Here is a 17,920-nt window from a genome sequence, read left to right as displayed (position 1 = left end):
TGCGGATCGCACTACGGCAAGCGGTAGCAACCTGAGCGGTTTGTAAATCGCCCCCTAAACTTAATTCTAGTAAAGCATCAGCCCGATCCTCCCGTTCTTTTAGTAGAACAGGAATACTACGAATTGCCCAAGAGCGATCGCTCTCCCCCTCTAAACTTTTGTGAAAAAAGCAACCTGAGGACTTAAAACTTAATCGCATAATTGGGAAAAAACCAACGATAACATCCTTGCAAGTATCCCTCGACTAAAGAGGAGCCAACCCGATGAAACCAATTACTTTCACCCTATCGGTGCTACTGGCCACCACTGGCCTACTCGTTCAACCAGGAGGCTTCCTGATGGAAAACATTCCACCCATCCTCGCACAGGAGCAGACCGCTTCTAGAGTCTATCAGAAAGCCAGCCCCGCCGTCGTCACCGTCAAAAATGGTAGCGGCCACGGTAGCGGCTTTCTCGTCAGTCCCGACGGTATCATCATTACCAACGCCCACGTTGTTGCGGATGGCCCCCGGGTGGTGACAGTGAAATTTTCCAACGGACAGCAGGCCTCGGCAGACGTGATCGGCTTCGCTAAAAATGGCGTGGATTTAGCCGTCCTGCGGATTTATAACCGCCAAAACCTGCCCTATCTTCCCCTCGCCCGTGCGAACTCCGCCAAAGTCGGCGAAAGCGTTTTCGCCATCGGCACACCCTTAAACGAGGACTATCAAAACACCCTCACCCAGGGCATTATCAGCCGTCTCGACCCCGAAAAAGGCATTGTGCAACACAACGCTAATATCAACAAAGGCAATTCCGGCGGGCCGCTTTTGAATTCACGGGGGGAAGTGGTCGGGGTTAACGTCGCAGGCGATATCGGGAGTTACGTTTACGACGGTGCGGGAAACCCGATCGGCCTTACCCAGAGCGGGATTAATTTCGCCGTTTCCCTCGATCGCCTGCAAGCTTTCCTCACCGCAGTTAAAACAGGTGATGTCTCCACCGTCTCAACATTAGGACAGGACGATCGGATACAGTTACTCGCCCTCCCTCTTAACGGTCAGACCGTTCAAGGCAACTTGACCAAAGACCAAAACGAGCAATATTACGGGTTCGAGGGTCGTGCCGGACAGAAAATCGTTCTGGATATGAACAGCAACGAGATCGCTCCCTATCTTGTCCTCTATCGCGTTCTCCAATCTTCCGAGGGGACAAAATACCCACAGGTCGCCCGTAGTGACCAGCGCGTCGATCGCGCCCCCGGGGATTTTAACGCTCGACTTGTAACCGAATTACCCGCCGATGGAGTTTATATCCTAGTGGCTACCTCTCGCGAAGGGGGTGAATCGGGTCGCTACACCCTCAACGCCGCCGCTAACCCTTAAATAATCCCATTTTGACCCTAATCACGATTCTAATCCCTATTTTCTGAGGAACTATCCCTATGAACTCTAGACATATTTCCCACCGTCTCGCTTGCGTCGGCCTCCTCGCCACTGTCCTCCTCGGTGGTATCGCCCCCGGTTTCAGCCAATCGACCACCCCGAATCGCGTCACCTTCTTCTGTAAAGAGGTGTTCGATCGCGCATCGGGAGGAAAAATCCCCGCTACCCTGGCTTGGATTCCCCAAAGGAGCGGCAATGTGCGGATTATCGGCTGGAAATCGGAATATTTCTCCAAACGTTCCCCAGTTCGTTGCGAGGAAGTCACGAAAAAATTCCAGGAAGCCTATAATCAAGGGCGTTTTAACTATCTCACCACCGGCCGGGCGAAGGGATACCCGATCATCTGCAGCGTTTCACGATCCGGCGATCCCTGCGACGGCAATAGCCAACTTTTTACCCTTAAACCCCACGATAATCCAGATTTAGTCTTGCAACAACTCATGGACATCCTAGAGGGGAAAAGCTCGGATATGCTCCTCCAGAATTCCGGAGATAAAACCTATATCTCGATGACGGAGTTTTTCGCCAAAGCTCCACTCGCCGATCGCGACGCGCCCTGTGGTACAAGATCGGCTGGCCCGCAAAATAATTGCGTTCCCACCCGCTAGAATTTTCGCTGTTTTACCCCGAATTTCCCCATAATAACCATGTTGAAACCCTTTCCCCTACTCCTAAGCCTCCTACTTCTGCCCGTCGTACCGGTTAAAGCGCTATCCCCTTTCTCTGCTCCGGCGATCGTGGCGGAAGACAGCCCAAACGCGCAGATCGAGCGATCGATCCGTCAAGTCACTGTTAAGATTACTAGCGAGATAAATCGGGGATCGGGAATCATTATCGGGAAAAAAGGCAGTATATACCTCGTTTTGACCAACGCTCACGTTACCCGCGGCGCGACCACCCTACAGATCCAAACCCACGACGGCCAAACCCGCACAGCCTCGATCGTGCCGAATTCCCTTTTAAAAGATAAGGATCTGGCCCTAGTGGAGTTTAGCGATACTAGGAATTATCCGATCGCTAAAATTAGCGCCATTCCCCTAGAAGCGGGACTAGATATCACCGTAACCGGTTATTCCGCAGAAACGGGGCAGTACACCACCGATAACGGGAAAATTGAACAGACGAGCGATCGACCCCTCCGGGAGGGCTACAGCGTCGGTTATAGTGGCGATATCGTGCAGGGAATGAGTGGCGGTGGTATCTTTTTCGAGGATGAGTTAATCGGTATTAACGGGCGATCGGCCCATCCGATTCTCTCTAACTACATCTACGAGGACGGTACAAAACCCACAGACGCAGAAATCCAACAGATGAGAGCGGTTAACTGGGGCATTTCCCTTCATACCCTATTAACCTACATCCGGCCCGAAATCCTCAGCGCGTACCAATTACCCTTACCGAAAAGCTCACCGGGCATCGAAAACCCCACCTATACTGGCTATATCGCCCAATTAGAAACAAAAGCGAAGGGTTTCACCGTCCGGATCGATAGTAGCAGTCAGGCCAACGGTAGCGGCGCAATTATCGCCCGCGAAGGAAAAACCTACACTGTCCTGACTGCGGATCATGTCCTCTGTGAGAAAATCTCCGAGGAGAAAACCTGTGCCGATTACACCTATACCCTCACCACCAGCGACGGCAAAACCCTTCCCCTCGACCGAAAAACCATTATTCGACAGGAAGGGGTCGATCTGGCCATTTTTACCTTCGAGAGTAACGAGAATTATCCGGTCGCAGAAATCGCCAACTATAGCCCCAATCGGGAGAGTCCCGTTTTTGTAGCGGGATTTCCCAAAATCGGCGATAAACGAGCGGGATGGCTCTTTAGCGGCGGTGCGGTGAAAAGTCAGGAGGAAGGACTTCTCGCCACGCGACAGAGTGATTTTACGATTACCCAAAGTGGGGCATCGATCAGGGTTAGTTCCCTGAGCGGCGGTTACGATATGGTCTATACCAGTATTACCTTCGGCGGTATGAGCGGCGGTCCAGTCTTAAACGCTGCAGGACAGGTGATCGGTATTCACGGGCGCTCCGAGGGGGTTAAGGGTAAAATTCAGCTAGGTTTTAGCTTAGGGATTCCCATTAATAGTTTTATCGGTTTACAGGAAAGATTTCGAGTTAAATTATCTTCTTTCGTTACCGCTCAACCCCAGTTAACAGCACAACAACAGCAGGAGATCGATCGCACTCTTGTCAGTGTAGAAGTACCGGAAACCAACGCCTCCGCAGACATCTGGATCGAGCGGGGAAATCAACTCTGGCGCTTGAAAAAAGACGATCGCTCCCTGCAAGCCTTCGATCGGGCGATACAATTAAACGATCCCGAATACACCTATTTAGCTTGGTACGGTAAGGCAAGGGTTTACGGGCGCAAATACAAAGCTCGGGAAGCGATCGAAGCCCTCGATCAAGCCCTCGCCACTCTACCCGCTCGCGAGAAAGGTTCGGAATTTCATGGGGGAATTTTAAATTATCAGGGTGTATTTTATGAGCAGATGAATCAATCCGAAAAAGCGATCGATAGTTTTGAACAAGCGATCAAAATCTCTCCCCAGAATCCCAACTATTACAATAGTCTATCGTCGGCACTACAAAACGTAAAACGTTACGATCGAGCCTTAACAGCGATTAACCGCGCCATAGAAATCGCTCCTCGCTCCGGTTGGTATAGCAATCGCGGGAATATATACAGAGGTCTAAAAAAATGGGATCTCGCTTTAGCTGATTATAATCAAGCTCTGGTGTTGAATCCGAATAACCCTAGGGCTTATATAGCTCGCGCCGATGTGTACGAAGAGCGGAAAGAATGGGATTTAGCCCTGGCTGATTATAACCGAGCCATCGAGATCGATGCTAATTTCGCGCCAGCCTACCGAGACCGGGGACGTTTTTACATGGCTCGAAAACAATGGGATTTAGCCCTAGCGGATTTTAACAAAGCAATTACCATCGATCCTAACAATCCTAGCTCTTATGAAATGAGAGGTATTTTTTATATTTTTCAAAGTGAAGAGGAGTTAGCGATCGCCGATCTCACAAAAGCGATCGAAATCAATCCCTATTCCGTTGTCGCCTATTTAATGCGCGGTTTCGCTTACGACAACTGGCAAAAATGGGATTTAGCCCTAGCGGATTTTAATAAAGCGCTCGAACTCGATCCGAATTCCGGCTTCGGTTATGAGAGTCGCGGGCAATTCTATACGGAGCGGCAAGAATGGGACCTAGCCCTAGCGGATTTTAATAAAGCGCTCGAACTCGATCCGAATTCTGGCGCGGGTTACGAGTTGCGGGGAACTCTTTACAGTCACCAGAAAAAGTGGCATCTCGCTCTCGCCGATTTGAACAAGGCGATCGAACTCGGTTATTTTAGTAGTTATGGCAATCGAGGAAATTTTTATTTTCAACAACAAAAGTGGGAGCTCGCCCTCGCTGATTTTAACAAGGCGATCGAACTCTCGCCATACCCCGAATTCGCTTACGCATCTAGAGCAATTTTATACTGGGATCGAAAAGAATGGGATCTGGCCCTCACCGATTTAAGTCAAGCGATCCGAATTAATCCTTATGTAGAGTTAGCCTATCGCTATCGGGGAGATACTTATCGCCATCAAAATCAATTCGATCTCGCCCTCGCCGATTATAACAAGGCGATCAAGCTTAATAGTAACGATGCAGAACTGTATTACAACCGTGGGGAAATTTACCGACAACAGCAAAAATCGGATATCGCCTTAGCTGATTACAGTCGGGCGATCGAACTCGATCCGAAATACTGGTCGGCTTATTTACAACGTTATATTATTTATGATCAACAAAAGAAATGGGATTTAGCGATTGCAGATATCACGAAAGTTATCGAGATCAAGCAATTTCCCAATGCCTACGTCGCACGCGGCCTCAAGTACCTAGAATGGCAAAAATGGGATTTAGCTCTAGCGGATTTTAATCGGGCGATCGAGCTTAAGTCAGACGATGCTTCGTTTTACTTTACGCGAGGAATGCTTTACTATCAAACTCAAAAATGGGATTTAGCTCTAGCGGATTTTAATCAGGCAATTGAGATTAAGTCAGACGATGCTTCGTTTTACTTTACGCGAGGAACCCTTTACTATCAAACTCAAAAATGGGATTTAGCTCTAGCGGATTTTAATCAGGCGATCATTCTCGATCCCAAGCTCAAGGACTCTTATAATTTACGGGGAGAAATTTACAAAAGACAAAAACGCTATCCCGAAGCTCTCCAAGACTATCAAAAAGTTCTCGAACTGGACGAAAAAGATCTGATTGCGATTACCAATATTGGCTTAATTCATTACGAACAAGGCGATCTAAATTTGGCCAGTAGCCAATTTCAAAAAAGTCTGGAAATTAACCCCCAATCTGCCGAAAATCAACTGGCTCTCGCTATTACTCTCTACCGTCAAGGCAATACGGAGAAAGCGATCAAACTTGCTAAAAGTGCGCTTAAAATCGACCCTGAATTTGCTCAGGTTGAAACCCTGCAAAAAAATCTCTGGGGTGATCAAATCATCGCCGATGCTCGAAAACTGTTCTCGCAACTGTAGTAGTTCGTAGTAGTTCGTAGGTTGGGTTGAGCGAATAAATATGTTAAAGAAAACCTCTCAATTCTCAGGGAAAGCGAAACCCAACACCCAACCCCTAAATCCGTCTGAATCTTTTTGTTGGGTTTCCTTGGGTGTATTGTTGGGTTTCGTGCCTCAACCCAACCTACTTTAGCTAGTAGGAGGAAATAAAACTGGCGATAAAAGATGGTATGAAAAAAACATTCCCATCGCCGAAAAAAGATTTGAAGCCTATTTAAAAACCTTAACGGAGCAAAATCTATGATTACCTTTGATGAAGAAATGGATAAACTGCCCTCTGAAAGAAGGGCAAAAATTGAAGCTAAAACCCAAGAGCTTTTACAAGAAATGCAAATCATTGATGAACTTCTTCAACGTCTAGGACTTGCTTCAGAAGAAATCACGGAAAGCGAAAGTGAACAGCCCTGTTTCTCAGCAAAATCGGATGATTTAAAACAACATCTTACCCTAGAAAATTTAACCCGTATGATGAGGGAATTAGGGGGAGAATGGGAACTTACCCTTAAATTTCCTGAGCAACAAGTGATTAAATTAAGTAGTGAGCGCCCGTAGTTTTCTAGGTTGGGTTGAGCGAATAAATATGTTAAAGAAAACCTCTAAATTCTCAGGAAAAGCGAAACCCAACAGCCAACATCTAAATCTGTCTGAATCTTTTTGTTGGGTTTCCTTGGGTCTATGGTTGGGTTTCCTTAGGTCAATCCAACCTACTTTAGTTTCCTTGGGTCAATCCAATCGACGATAATTGCTATGATTACTATAGTCCGTAGTCGTGGTCTTTGGTTATTTTCCATATTATGCTCGCTTCTACTCAGGAACTCCTCGAAACCGCTCGCAAAAATATCTATGCGATCGGAGCTTTTAATGTTTATAACCTAGAAGGGGTCAAAGCGGTGATTAGTGCCGCCGAGGATTGCCGTAGTCCCGCTATGTTGCAAATTCACCCCAGTGCTTTGCGTTATGGCAGTTCTACCCTCGTCGCTCTCTGTTTAGAGGCCGCTCGCTCGGCCAAGGTTCCTATCTCAGTCCATCTTGACCATAGCACTAAAGCCAGCAACATCTACGAGGCCCTAGAAGCGGGGATGACCTCAATTATGGCCGATGGCTCTCATCTTCCCTACCAAGATAATCTCGCTTTTACCAAAGAAATGACTCGTCTCGCTCACGAATACGGGGCCGTGGTGGAGGCAGAAATTGGCCGAATTAGCGGCACTGAGGACGGGTTAACTATTGCCGAAAAAGAGGCTAAAATGACAGATCCGGAGCAAGCAGTGCAATTTGTGCAGGCGACGGGAGTGGATTCTCTGGCCGTAACTATCGGTAATGTCCATGGCGAGTACAAAAGTCCGCCCCGTCTCGATTTCGATCGCCTGGCCCAGATTCGACAACTTCTTTCTATTCCCCTAGTTTTACACGGTGCTTCTGGTTTACCCCCAGAAATGATCGGGCGATCGATCCAGTTAGGAGTCTGCAAATTTAATGTTAATACGGAAGTGCGTCAAGCTTATATGCAGTCCCTAAAACGGGAAATTTGTAGGCCAGAGGATAAGGATTTATTAGAGATCGCAGGAGAGGCAATTTCCGCAATGAAATCGGTAATTATCGACAAATTAACCCTTTTTGGTGCTGTCAATAAGTCCCACCTCCACGAAACTCCCTACGCTCAAATGTTAGCGGGACTATCAGTTATCAGTAAACAGTAATCAGTTATCAGTAGATATCTGCAATTCACTGAAAAAAGACGGGTTAATCAACCAGAAAGACTTTTAGTCTTGAGATAATATTAAGTAGGTAGGTATTAAAAACTTTCCCCTTATTAAGGGGGGATCGGCACCCCCCTTATCAAGGGGAGATCCCCCCGCCTATCGGCACCCCCCTTATCAAGGGGGGCAGGGGGGATCGAACCTAAAATCCATTTTTAATTTAATTATAACCAGCTACTTAGCTGGAGGTCTAGCAAGCTGAAACCTCACATCTGGTAACTGATCACTGATCACTGAGATAAAATGCCAATGAAAAAATTAATTCTAGCCACGAGTAATCCGGGTAAATTGGCAGAGATAGGGGAATACTTAACTGATATCGACCTAGAATTGCAGTTAAAACCCGATGATTTAGAGATAGAGGAAACCGGGGCGACTTTTGCCGAAAATGCCTATTTAAAAGCTGCTCAAATTGCCCTAACATTGGGAGAATGGTCGATCGCCGATGATTCGGGATTGGAAGTAACCGGGTTAGGAAATGCCCCGGGGATTTACTCGGCCCGCTATGGTGAAAATGATCGAGAAAGAATTGATCGCCTCGTCAGAGAATTAGGAGATAATCAGGATCGATCGGCCCGTTTTGTCTGTGTAATTGCGATCGCCCGTCCCGATGGTGAGATTGCCTTGAGCGCCACAGGAATCTGTACGGGAGAAATTCTCACCAGTCCTAGGGGTAAAGGTGGTTTTGGTTACGATCCGATTTTTTATGTTCCCGAATACGCTTTAACCTTTGCGGAAATGTCTCCGGAATTAAAAAGAAAAATCAGCCACCGAGGACGAGCTTTTCAGCAATTGCTGCCCCATCTCAAGACTCTCGCGGGTACAAATTCATCAAGGCTCTGACTTGTTCAGCATGATAAGAGCTTCTTGTCAAGGGACTCGCAACAATTTGTAAAAATCCCAGCGACTCACCGTATTGGCGCCAAGCTTGGAACTGTTCAGGGGTAATAAATTCCTGCACACCGAGATGTTTTGGCGATGGTTGCAGATACTGCCCGATGGTGAGAATATCACAATCGACGGCCCTTAAATCGCCCATCACTTGCCGCACTTCCTCGTCGGTTTCCCCCAATCCCACCATAATCCCCGATTTTGTGTAGGTAGCGGGAACAATGGCGCGAGCGCGCTGCAATAATTCTAGAGAACGCTGGTAATCACCCTGGGGACGCACGCGACGATAGAGACGGGGGACAGTTTCGGTATTGTGGTTTAAAACTTCAGGTTTAGCAGCAAGAATTAAAGCTAAAGCCTGCCAATTGCCGCAAAGATCGGGAATCAGCACTTCGATGGTGGTTTTTGGAGAAATGCGGCGAATTTCCTCGATACAACGGACAAATTGACTAGCGCCACCATCAGCCAAATCATCGCGATTGACAGAAGTGATCACTACATGATTAAGATCAAGACGTTGCACGGCTGCCGCTAGTCGCAGGGGTTCCGTGGAGTCTAAAGGTTGCGGTTTTTTCTCAAAATCTATATCACAGTAAGGACAGGCGCGAGTGCAAGCAGGACCCATAATTAAAAAGGTAGCCGTCCCCGCGTGGAAACATTCGCCGATATTAGGACAGGAAGCCTCCTCACAAACGGTATTTAAGCCTAAATCGCGTAAAACCTCCTTAACACTGCCGACTCGTTGCCATTGCGGTGCTTTTACCCGTAACCACTCTGGTTTGACCGTCACGCCTGAACTACTCCGATAATTTTTGCCTATATCCCTAATATCCTAGCAAGTCTCGACCCAATCAAGGCCGAATATGCTATGATGATTTAGCTAAAAACTTTCGGGATGTAGCGCAGCTTGGTAGCGCACTTCGTTCGGGACGAAGGGGCCGCAGGTTCGAATCCTGTCATCCCGATTAAAGACAATCAAGGGTAGATCCCCCCGCCTATCGGCACCCCCCTTATCAAGGGGGGCAGGGGGGATCAGAGTCCAAAATCTATCTTCTATTTGATTATAACTACTTATTTACCTCCTCTAAGCCAATGTCTAGATTATTAATCAGCCAGTATCAGACGGAAGTTGAAAAGATTGTCCAATATGGCGGAAGTCGCAAGGAAACTTCGATTAGAGTCGCTTTTCAGAATTTGTTAAATGACTATTGCAAGGCGCGGGATTTTTTGTTAATTCCGGAGTTGGATTATCGCACTAAGTCGGGAAAAGTTGTCTATCCTGACGGGACGGTAAAGGATGCTTTACGGTTAGATTGGGGATATTGGGAAAGTAAGGATCAATACGATAATTTAGACGAAGAAATTGAGAAAAAGTTAGCGAAAGGCTACCCTAATGACAATATTTTATTTGAAGATTCCCAGACGGCGGTTTTAATTCAAGGAGGAGAGGAAAGACTGCGCGTCTCGATGCGCGATGATGAGGCTTTGGATGGGATTATTAATGCTTTTATTAATTATGTACGTCCAGAAGTTAACGATTTTCGAGAGGCGATTGATAGTTTTAAGGAAGATTTACCAACAATTTTGGAAGCGTTGCGGGGTTTAATTGCGTTGCAATCGGAGACGAATCGGAATTTTGTGACAGCGCGGGACAAATTTTTAGAGATTTGTCGCAAGTCAATCAATCCAGAAATTAGTCTGGAAGATGTGCGAGAGATGATTATTCAGCACATCCTGACAGAGGATATTTTTATCAATATTTTTAATGAGTCTCAGTTTCACCGGGAAAATAATATCGCTAGGGAATTACAGGGAGTGATTGAAACTTTCTTTACTGGTAATACTAAGCGCAATACTTTAGGGACTATTGAACGTTATTATGCGGTAATTCGGCGGACAGCGGCGAATATTTATAACCACCACGAGAAGCAGAAGTTTCTCAAGGCGATTTATGAGAATTTTTATAAAGCATACAATCCGAAAGCGGCGGACCGGTTGGGAATTGTCTATACACCCAATGAAATTGTCCGTTTTATGATTGAAAGTGTCGATTATTTAGTCCACAAGCATTTTGGTAAGTTGTTGGCGGATCCAGGAGTAGAAATTTTAGATCCGGCGACGGGGACAGGAACTTTTGTGACGGAGTTAATTGAGTATTTACCAAAGGATAAGTTACGGTACAAATATAAGCATGAGATGCACTGTAATGAGGTGGCAATTCTGCCTTATTATATTGCTAATTTGAATATTGAGTTCACCTACAAGCAGAAGATGGGTGAGTATGAAGAGTTTGAGCATATCTGTTTTGTCGATACCCTGGACCATGCTGCTTTTCATCTCAAGCAGATGGATTTGTTTGCCATGTCGGTGGAGAATACCCAACGGATTCAAAATCAAAATGACCGCAATATTTCTGTAATTATTGGTAATCCTCCTTATAATGCCAAGCAGCAAAATGCTAATGACAATAATGCAAATCGTAAATACCCAGCAATAGACAAAAGAATTAAAGATACTTATATCAAAGAAGGTACGGCACAGAATCAAATTGTCGTCTATGATATGTACACTCGTTTTATTCGTTGGGCTTCGGATCGATTAAATAAAAATGGTATAATAGCGTTTATCTGTAATTCTTCCTTTTTAGATGCTCGTTCTTTTGATGGGTTTAGAAAATGTATTGAAGAAGAATTTACTTGCGCTTATTTTATAGATTTAGGTGGTAATGTCAGGAAAATATCAGGGAAAGATGGGATTTTTATCTGTGAAAAACATACAATTTTTGGTACTGCTGCAATGACTGGTATTGCTATCCTGTTTTTAGTTAAAGACAGTCAAGCAACTGGAAATAAAACTTTCTATGCTAATCCTTTTCATGTTCATGAGTTGCGAGAAGTTAAATTGTCTTATTTACAGAGTAATAAATTTAGTAATGTTTGCTTCGAGCATATCATCCCAGATAAAAAGCATAACTGGATTGAACAATCAGATAATGATTTTGATCAACTGCTACCCTTGATTGATAAGGAGGTAAAAAGTGGCAAGTCTGAGAAAGCTGTGTTTAAGTTGTTTTCAAGAGGAGTAGAAACAACAAGAGATGAGTGGGTATATGATTATCTGAAAGAGAGTTTAATAAATAAGATTAGTTTTTTTATTGAAAAATACAATTACTCTGTTGAAAATCAATTACAAGACTTTTCAATAAAGTGGAGTTCTTCTTTAGAGAATTTCTGGAAATCTCGAATAAAGTCTTATTTCGATGAAAAATTAATTCAATCATCTCTATATAGACCTTATTTTAAGCAATTTCAATACACAGAAAAATTATTTAATCATCGATTAACAGAAAACCATTATGAGATGTTTTCATTAGATCTAAAATCATTTAATAAGATAATAGCTTTTTCTGGTATTAGTTCAAATAAGCCTTTTCATTGTCTTTCCTGTGATTTATTAATTGGTTTAGATACACTTGAAAAAACTCAATGTCTCCCCCTCTACCGCTACGACAAAGAAGGAAACCGTATCGATAATATCACCGATTGGGGATTGCAGCAATTCCAAAAACATTACAACGATAAAACCATCACCAAACTCGATATCTTCCACTACACTTATGCAGTCCTCCACTACCCAGAATATCGCAGTAAATACGAATTAAATCTTAAGCGAGAATTTCCCCGGCTTCCCTTTTATGATAACTTCTCTCAATGGGTAGAATGGGGAAGCAAACTAATGGAATTACATATCAACTATGAAACCGTCGCACCCTACCCACTAACCCGCATTGATACTAATAATAACCTCAAACCCAAAACTAAACTAAAAGCTGACCGAGAAAAAAATTCTATCAACCTTGATGATGTCACTTTCCTACAAGATATTCCTAAAATTGCTTGGGAATATAAACTCGGTAATCGTTCGGCCCTAGAATGGATATTAGATCAATATAAGGAAAAGAAACCCAAAGATCAAACCATCGCCGAAAGATTTAATAATTATCGCTTTGCCGATTATAAAGAAACAGTAATTGACTTACTGCAAAGAGTCTGTACTGTCAGCGTCGAAACCATGAAAATAATAGAAGCGATGAGAGATTAAAAAGATTGCTTCCGGGAAATTTTATTCTACATTCTGCCTCCAGTAAAAACTTTTTGCCGCAAACCCTAAGTAGCTGGTTATAATTAAATTAAAAATCGATTTTAGGTTCGATCCCCCCTTAATCCCCCCTTGATAAGGGGGGTGGGGATCCCCCCTTAATCCCCCCTTGATAAGGGGGGTGCCGATCCCCCCTTAATCCCCCCTTGATAAGGGGGGCATCTGACAACTTTTAACGCCTACCTACTTAGATCATGAAAATTGAGGAATTACTCAAAAACAAACGAGAAAAAATCATTGCTATTGCTGCTAAACACGGCGCGAATAACGTGCGAATCTTTGGTTCTGTCGCACGGGGAGAAGCTGACGAAAAAAGCGATATTGATTTATTAATTGATTATTGTAGCGAACGTCGGAGTTCCTGGTTTCCTTTGCCCTTAATTCGAGAACTGGAAGCTTTGTTAGGCTGCAAAGTTGATATTGTTACCGAACAGGGACTTAAAGATAGAATCAGAGAGCGGGTACTTAAAGAAGCAATACCACTAGGAGAGATGATACCGAACGCTTGCGGGATATTTTAGAAGCAATTGAGCGTGTAGAAAAGTATGCTCCACAGGGAAAAACCCTGTTTGAACAACAAGAATTAATTCAAACTTGGATTGTCTATCATTGACAAATTATTGGTGAAGCAGCGAGAGCAACTTCTCAAGAATTTCCAGGAAGATACCCCGAAGTTCCTTGGCGAGATGCCAGCGTTCGGTGAGATGCGTCTGATGACGCATCCTCTCTGTTCAGGTTTTCTCACATTTTGCTGAGAATACGCTGGACTATATCCATTCCTGTGAAGGCTTGCCAGCCAAAAAGACCTAAAATGACGGCATTAAGGGTAATATGGGTGATTCTAGCCAATTCGTTGCCTTTTTGCATTAAAGGTACTAAAGCGGCACTGATTGAGATTAAACCCACCATCCCTAAACCGGCCAGCAGATGGGGACCAACAAATAATTTACCGTTATTAATATAAGTCACCGCCATAGCCCCGATCGTCCCCAACACCATTAAAGCCAGGATTAGGGAGCCAATTTGATAGTGTTTAGTGCGAAAATTTTTGGGCAATAATTCTTTTTTTAGGTCTTTATCTGCTGTCCGCGTCCGTCGCCATTGTAGCCCCGAATAGAGCGCATAGATAGTTAATCCTAATAAAACCCACATGAGAATGGGATGGCCAAATTGTGACCAAGTTTTTACGGCACTGGGAATCTCGAAGTTCATAGTTGTCTGTTCTCATCAAAGATCGCTTCTTAATAAAAATTAACATGAATCGCTCGCGCTTCCTTGTTTTCTGGGTCATTAGACCTGTCATACTAAATCCCGTTTAAAAGCTATAGGAGAGGGGGGTATGGGGAGAATAAATAGAAATAGTCTCCTGAATCCTGACGACCGACTCCTATCTCCATCACTACTACCTTTGTGTAAACCAACGTTCAAATCAACCAAGGTCGATCGCAAATCGCTATGATAGAATATTGGGTCTTTAATTTCCGTCCCCTCCTCCCTTTATGAAACTGCCTGTCGTCGCTATTATCGGTCGTCCCAATGTGGGCAAATCTACCCTCGTCAATCGTATCGCTGGAGATCAACAGGCGATCGTTTTTGATCAACCCGGGATTACCAGAGATCGCACCTATCAACCAGCTTTCTGGTGCGATCGAGATTTTCAAATTGTCGATACAGGAGGGCTAGTTTTTAACGATGACAGCGAATTTCTCCCTTTAATCCGCGAACAGGCTTTAATCGCCCTAGCAGAGGCAAGTGTGGCGATTTTTGTTGTCGATGGCCAGGCAGGAATTACCGCCGGCGATCGAGAAATTGCCGCTTGGTTACGACAGCAAAATGTGCCGATACTTTTGGCAGTTAATAAATGTGAATCGGTGGAACAGGGTATCCTGCAAGCGACGGAATTCTGGGAATTAGCCATCGGTGAACCCTTCCCCATCTCGGCCATTCACGGCTCTGGTACAGGTGAACTACTTGATGCGGTGATTAAATATTTGCCACCCGGGGCGGAAATTCCCGAAAATGAAGAGATTAAAGTGGCAATTATCGGTCGTCCTAACGTGGGTAAATCCAGTCTCCTCAATGCTTTAACTGGACAACAACGGGCGATCGTTAGTCCGATTTCGGGAACTACCAGAGACTCGATCGATACTTTAATTGAACGAGAAGGACAGGTGTATCGGTTAATTGACACCGCTGGCATTCGCCGTAAGAAGAATGTGGACTATGGAGCCGAATTTTTCAGTATTAACCGTGCTTTTAAGGCAATTCGCCGGTCTGACGTGGTGTTATTCGTCATCGATGTGCTAGATGGTGTCACCGAACAGGATTTAAAATTAGCAGGACGAATCATCGAAGAAGGGCGTGCGGTGGTGCTAGTGGTCAATAAATGGGATGCGGTGGAGAAAGACACCTACACCATCAATACTTACACCAAAATGCTCCAAGATCGGCTGTATTTCATGGATTGGGCAGAAATGATCTTTGTCAGCGCCATGACGGGGCAAAGAGTCACCAAAATCCTCGAATTAGTCGATATTGCCGCCGAATCTCACCGTCGTCGCGTCAGTACCTCGGTAATCAACGATGTAATCGAAGATGCGGTTAAATGGCACAATCCCCCCACCACCAGGGGCGGAAAACAGGGGAAACTATACTATGGCACGCAAGTATCGAGTCAACCCCCCACGATCGCCCTTTTCGTTAACGATCCCCAGCGCTTTAATGATAACTATCGCCGTTACATCGAAGGGCAATTCCGGCAACAGTTAGGCTTTAAAGGAACCCCGATCCGCTTAATCTGGCGCGGCAAACCGGCGCGAGAAGTGGAAAAAACGGTTAATAGAGCCACCAAGGTCTAATTTATGGATTTATTGCGAAGTTTGCCCATCGGTCTTTATCTCGATCAACCGATTACCCGACTACATCAACTAGATGCGCGGGTAAAATTTATCTGGTTAATGGCTTTTTTAGCAGCACCTTTATTGGCTAATCCTTGGTGGCGTTTAGCTTTGGTGGGATTGTTAATGTTGTTAACCCTGTTGGCTCCTATTCCTCCCCGCGTCTGGCGGCAACAGATGGGCTGGCTGATATTTTTAGCGATTATCGTCTTTCTGATTACTGCTATCACTCCCGATGGTTTAGGGGTGAGTATTCAGCCGCGTTTACCGGAGGAAGGGCTGAATTTACCGCCAGCAAGTGATTATCAGTATGTTTTATGGGATAGAGGTCGTTTATTTGTTACCCGACGTTCTTTGGAATTAGCAGTGAGAATTAGTACCCTAATTTTTACTTTGATTTATAGCACTAATCTCTTTTTATTGACGACAGCCCCGGAAGAAATTACCGAAGGTTTAGAGAATTTAATGAGTCCTTTACGGCGATTTAATGTGCCAGTGACGGAAATTTCTCTGACTCTGACCCTCTCTTTACGCTTTATTCCTCTGGTTTTAGAAGAAGTGCAAAATCTGGCTAGGGCAGTGCGAACTAGGGCGATCGATTGGCAAAAATTAGGGATTAAAAGAAGTTTAAACGTCTGGTTAACAGTAGTGGAAAAATTACTAGATAATTTGCTTTTACGCGCCGAACAAATAGCGATCGCTATGGAGGTTCGCGGTTTTACCAGTCCCAATCAGCATCAAGTGCGCTGGCACCAATTACAGTTAAGATGGGCTGATTTTATTGCTTTATTTTTGTTAATTCCCTTTTGGGCAGCCCGATTAGTTTGGGGGGGTTTATAGCAGTTATCAGTTATCAGTTATCAGTTATCAGATTTGAGTTTTAAGTGTGCAGTATTAAATAGAAGTTTCCTACTGTCTTTGCACTGATTACTGATTACTGTTTACTGTTCACAGCAAAAAACTCCCCACAGCCTACACCCAGCCTAGACTTTAACCTCGTTGTCACCCTTTCAGGGCGGAGATGCTGATGGTAGTGACGAGCCTGCGTTCTCAGAACCGCAATGTTTTGGAATTTATAACCGAGGAACCCTTCGCGCCTCTGGGAGGAGTAGTAATTAGGGTCTGCTGAATAAATCTAAAAACTTTGTTGGATAAGACTTTTGGACTTTTTTCCCCTCAAAAAGTGCCAGCCATTGCGGGGATCGGGGGGAAAATTCAGGTACTTTTTCCCTGAAAATTAGGTAGTTGACCACCTGAAAATCGATAAAACCCCACACCCCACACCCCACACCCTGCCCCCAGGAAAAGCTTTTTGCCGCAAACCCTAATTATCCCTCTGTGCTACCCCAGGAGAGTCCTTCCATAGAATCAATGCCACTGGCTGCTTGCCCCCCCTAAATGGTTACATACGCTACATAATCTGTTATCATTTAGATACGGCGGTTCCTCTATCCGTGTGGCACCGATAACTCTTTATTGGATAAGCGTTTCCACTTAGAAGATGTACCAGACTGAGCCTGAATCTGCCGTATGTATAGAATTGTTGATTGGGAATTTTTATTATGACATTGCAGGAAGGCACTTACACCTGGGAATACGGCGACACCACCCAGGCTCTCTGGTTCACCGCTTCTTACAACACAGTCACAAATCAATGGACTGTTGATATGAAGAAGGGGTCAATGGACCTCAACGCATTCTGGTGGTCGAATGGCGATAGCAACGCGGATGGGACTATCAGATTGTTATCGAAGGATAACAGTCTCAATATGAATGGGACTGGTATCGTCTGGGATGGATACGACAAGATTTCCGATACGGGGTTAACGGGAACGGAGCATAATGGCAGCAATCTTCTGACTGCGGGTAATACCTACACTTACAGCTACAGCAAGGATCAAGGGGTAGAGATTGAATCGTTATTGGCTCAGGGTGTTGTCACCCTTGGTGTCAGAGCCACAAGCGTCAATGGCACTGGTGGTATCAAGGTGGTAGATGGGCAATTTGTTTTCGTTCCCTACGACAATACCCCACCCACAGTGACGGTCGATATCGTTAATGCTTCCTTGAACGACGGAACTAACAGTTCTCTAGTCAGCTTTGAATTCAGCGAAGATGTCGCCGGTTTTGACAACAGTGATGTGAACGTCAGCGGTGGAACCCTGAGCGACTTCACCCAAGTGGAT

Annotated in this window: 14 protein-coding genes, 1 tRNA gene and 1 pseudogene; 13 read left to right on the top strand and 3 right to left on the bottom strand. The window is 44.9% G+C overall.

The genetic code is table 11. From position 1 onward, the window contains the following. A partial coding sequence (locus tag IM507_RS22715; protein WP_272071912.1) for a hypothetical protein occupies positions 1-199 on the bottom strand: 199 nt, incomplete at its 3' end. A gap of 64 nt (positions 200-263) precedes the next feature. Here IM507_RS22715 and IM507_RS22710 point away from each other — a divergent pair. The 6 genes from IM507_RS22710 (at position 264) to rdgB (ending at position 8,631) form a co-directional block, all read left to right on the top strand. Next, entirely contained in the window at positions 264-1,364 is a 1,101-nt protein-coding gene (locus tag IM507_RS22710; protein WP_002736123.1) for a S1C family serine protease, read from the top strand. Positions 1,365-1,423: 59 nt separating this feature from the next. Continuing rightward, complete coding sequence (locus tag IM507_RS22705; protein ID WP_149977032.1) at positions 1,424-2,032, top strand: COP23 domain-containing protein; 609 nt, start codon at positions 1,424-1,426, stop codon at positions 2,030-2,032. A gap of 39 nt (positions 2,033-2,071) precedes the next feature. Beyond that, the gene (locus IM507_RS22700) at positions 2,072-5,989 is read left to right on the top strand and encodes a serine protease (protein WP_123230340.1); all 3,918 of its coding nucleotides are present in this window, start codon (positions 2,072-2,074) and stop codon (positions 5,987-5,989) included. 279 nt (positions 5,990-6,268) lie between these two features. Further along, positions 6,269-6,580, top strand: coding sequence for a hypothetical protein (locus IM507_RS22695; protein WP_016514503.1), 312 nt, complete (start codon positions 6,269-6,271; stop codon positions 6,578-6,580). A gap of 242 nt (positions 6,581-6,822) precedes the next feature. After that, the gene (locus IM507_RS22690; RefSeq protein WP_002737908.1) at positions 6,823-7,728 is read left to right on the top strand and encodes a class II fructose-bisphosphate aldolase; all 906 of its coding nucleotides are present in this window, start codon (positions 6,823-6,825) and stop codon (positions 7,726-7,728) included. A 309-nt stretch (positions 7,729-8,037) separates the two neighbouring features. Next, the gene (gene rdgB, locus IM507_RS22685) at positions 8,038-8,631 is read left to right on the top strand and encodes an RdgB/HAM1 family non-canonical purine NTP pyrophosphatase (RefSeq protein ID WP_002736403.1); all 594 of its coding nucleotides are present in this window, start codon (positions 8,038-8,040) and stop codon (positions 8,629-8,631) included. On the opposite strand, the gene lipA is transcribed toward rdgB, so the two are convergent. After that, positions 8,594-9,499: a lipoyl synthase gene (gene lipA / locus IM507_RS22680; RefSeq protein WP_071783949.1), complete on the bottom strand. Its 906-nt coding sequence runs from the start codon at positions 9,497-9,499 to the stop codon at positions 8,594-8,596. The two genes, rdgB and lipA, sit on opposite strands and share 38 nt — an antisense overlap. 71 nt (positions 9,500-9,570) lie before the next feature. On the opposite strand from lipA, the gene IM507_RS22675 reads away from it, so the two are divergent. From IM507_RS22675 to IM507_RS22660, 4 genes and pseudogenes are all read left to right on the top strand, one after another. After that, positions 9,571-9,644, top strand: a tRNA-Pro gene (locus tag IM507_RS22675). Positions 9,645-9,771: 127 nt separating this feature from the next. Beyond that, positions 9,772-12,780 (top strand): type ISP restriction/modification enzyme, encoded by a 3,009-nt coding sequence (locus tag IM507_RS22670; RefSeq protein WP_287637784.1) that lies wholly within the window; start codon positions 9,772-9,774, stop codon positions 12,778-12,780. Positions 12,781-13,031: 251 nt separating this feature from the next. Further along, positions 13,032-13,358 carry a nucleotidyltransferase family protein gene (locus IM507_RS22665; RefSeq protein ID WP_287637783.1) on the top strand — a complete coding sequence of 109 codons (327 nt, stop codon included), beginning with the start codon at positions 13,032-13,034 and terminating at the stop codon, positions 13,356-13,358. Further along, a pseudogene (locus IM507_RS22660) lies at positions 13,343-13,531 on the top strand (HepT-like ribonuclease domain-containing protein); the annotation flags it as partial. The gene IM507_RS22665 and the pseudogene IM507_RS22660, both read left to right, overlap by 16 nt. Positions 13,532-13,578: 47 nt before the next feature. Here IM507_RS22660 and IM507_RS22655 read toward each other — a convergent pair. Continuing rightward, on the bottom strand, positions 13,579-14,049 hold the full coding sequence (locus IM507_RS22655; protein ID WP_002735750.1) for a DUF4079 domain-containing protein: 471 nt from the start codon (positions 14,047-14,049) through the stop codon (positions 13,579-13,581). A 287-nt stretch (positions 14,050-14,336) separates the two neighbouring features. Between IM507_RS22655 and der the strand changes: the two genes are divergently transcribed. From der to IM507_RS22640, 3 genes are all read left to right on the top strand, one after another. Next, positions 14,337-15,695, top strand: a complete 1,359-nt coding sequence (der, locus tag IM507_RS22650; RefSeq protein WP_002735647.1) for a ribosome biogenesis GTPase Der — start codon at positions 14,337-14,339, stop codon at positions 15,693-15,695. Between the two features lie 3 nt (positions 15,696-15,698). Beyond that, the gene (locus IM507_RS22645; RefSeq protein WP_069474874.1) at positions 15,699-16,574 is read left to right on the top strand and encodes an energy-coupling factor transporter transmembrane component T family protein; all 876 of its coding nucleotides are present in this window, start codon (positions 15,699-15,701) and stop codon (positions 16,572-16,574) included. Between the two features lie 842 nt (positions 16,575-17,416). Continuing rightward, positions 17,417-17,920 (top strand): Ig-like domain-containing protein (locus tag IM507_RS22640; RefSeq protein WP_287637782.1); only part of this gene is annotated, 504 nt, incomplete at its 3' end.

The sequence above is a fragment of the Microcystis sp. M20BS1 genome (genome assembly GCF_020245305.1).
In the GTDB taxonomy this organism is placed as follows: domain Bacteria; phylum Cyanobacteriota; class Cyanobacteriia; order Cyanobacteriales; family Microcystaceae; genus Microcystis; species Microcystis ichthyoblabe_A.
This window is presented reverse-complemented; position numbering and strand designations above follow the sequence as displayed.

What these genes read in the sequence shown, in the direction of transcription:
- IM507_RS22710 (WP_002736123.1), top strand. Translation starts at nt 264, where the DNA reads ATGAAACCAATTACTTTCACCCTATCGGTGCTACTGGCCACCACTGGC.
- IM507_RS22705 (WP_149977032.1), top strand. Translation starts at nt 1,424, where the DNA reads ATGAACTCTAGACATATTTCCCACCGTCTCGCTTGCGTCGGCCTCCTC.
- IM507_RS22700 (WP_123230340.1), top strand. Translation starts at nt 2,072, where the DNA reads ATGTTGAAACCCTTTCCCCTACTCCTAAGCCTCCTACTTCTGCCCGTC.
- IM507_RS22695 (WP_016514503.1), top strand. Translation starts at nt 6,269, where the DNA reads ATGATTACCTTTGATGAAGAAATGGATAAACTGCCCTCTGAAAGAAGG.
- IM507_RS22690 (WP_002737908.1), top strand. Translation starts at nt 6,823, where the DNA reads ATGCTCGCTTCTACTCAGGAACTCCTCGAAACCGCTCGCAAAAATATC.
- rdgB (WP_002736403.1), top strand. Translation starts at nt 8,038, where the DNA reads ATGAAAAAATTAATTCTAGCCACGAGTAATCCGGGTAAATTGGCAGAG.
- IM507_RS22670 (WP_287637784.1), top strand. Translation starts at nt 9,772, where the DNA reads ATGTCTAGATTATTAATCAGCCAGTATCAGACGGAAGTTGAAAAGATT.
- IM507_RS22665 (WP_287637783.1), top strand. Translation starts at nt 13,032, where the DNA reads ATGAAAATTGAGGAATTACTCAAAAACAAACGAGAAAAAATCATTGCT.
- IM507_RS22655 (WP_002735750.1), bottom strand. Translation starts at nt 14,049, where the DNA reads ATGAACTTCGAGATTCCCAGTGCCGTAAAAACTTGGTCACAATTTGGC.
- der (WP_002735647.1), top strand. Translation starts at nt 14,337, where the DNA reads ATGAAACTGCCTGTCGTCGCTATTATCGGTCGTCCCAATGTGGGCAAA.
- IM507_RS22645 (WP_069474874.1), top strand. Translation starts at nt 15,699, where the DNA reads ATGGATTTATTGCGAAGTTTGCCCATCGGTCTTTATCTCGATCAACCG.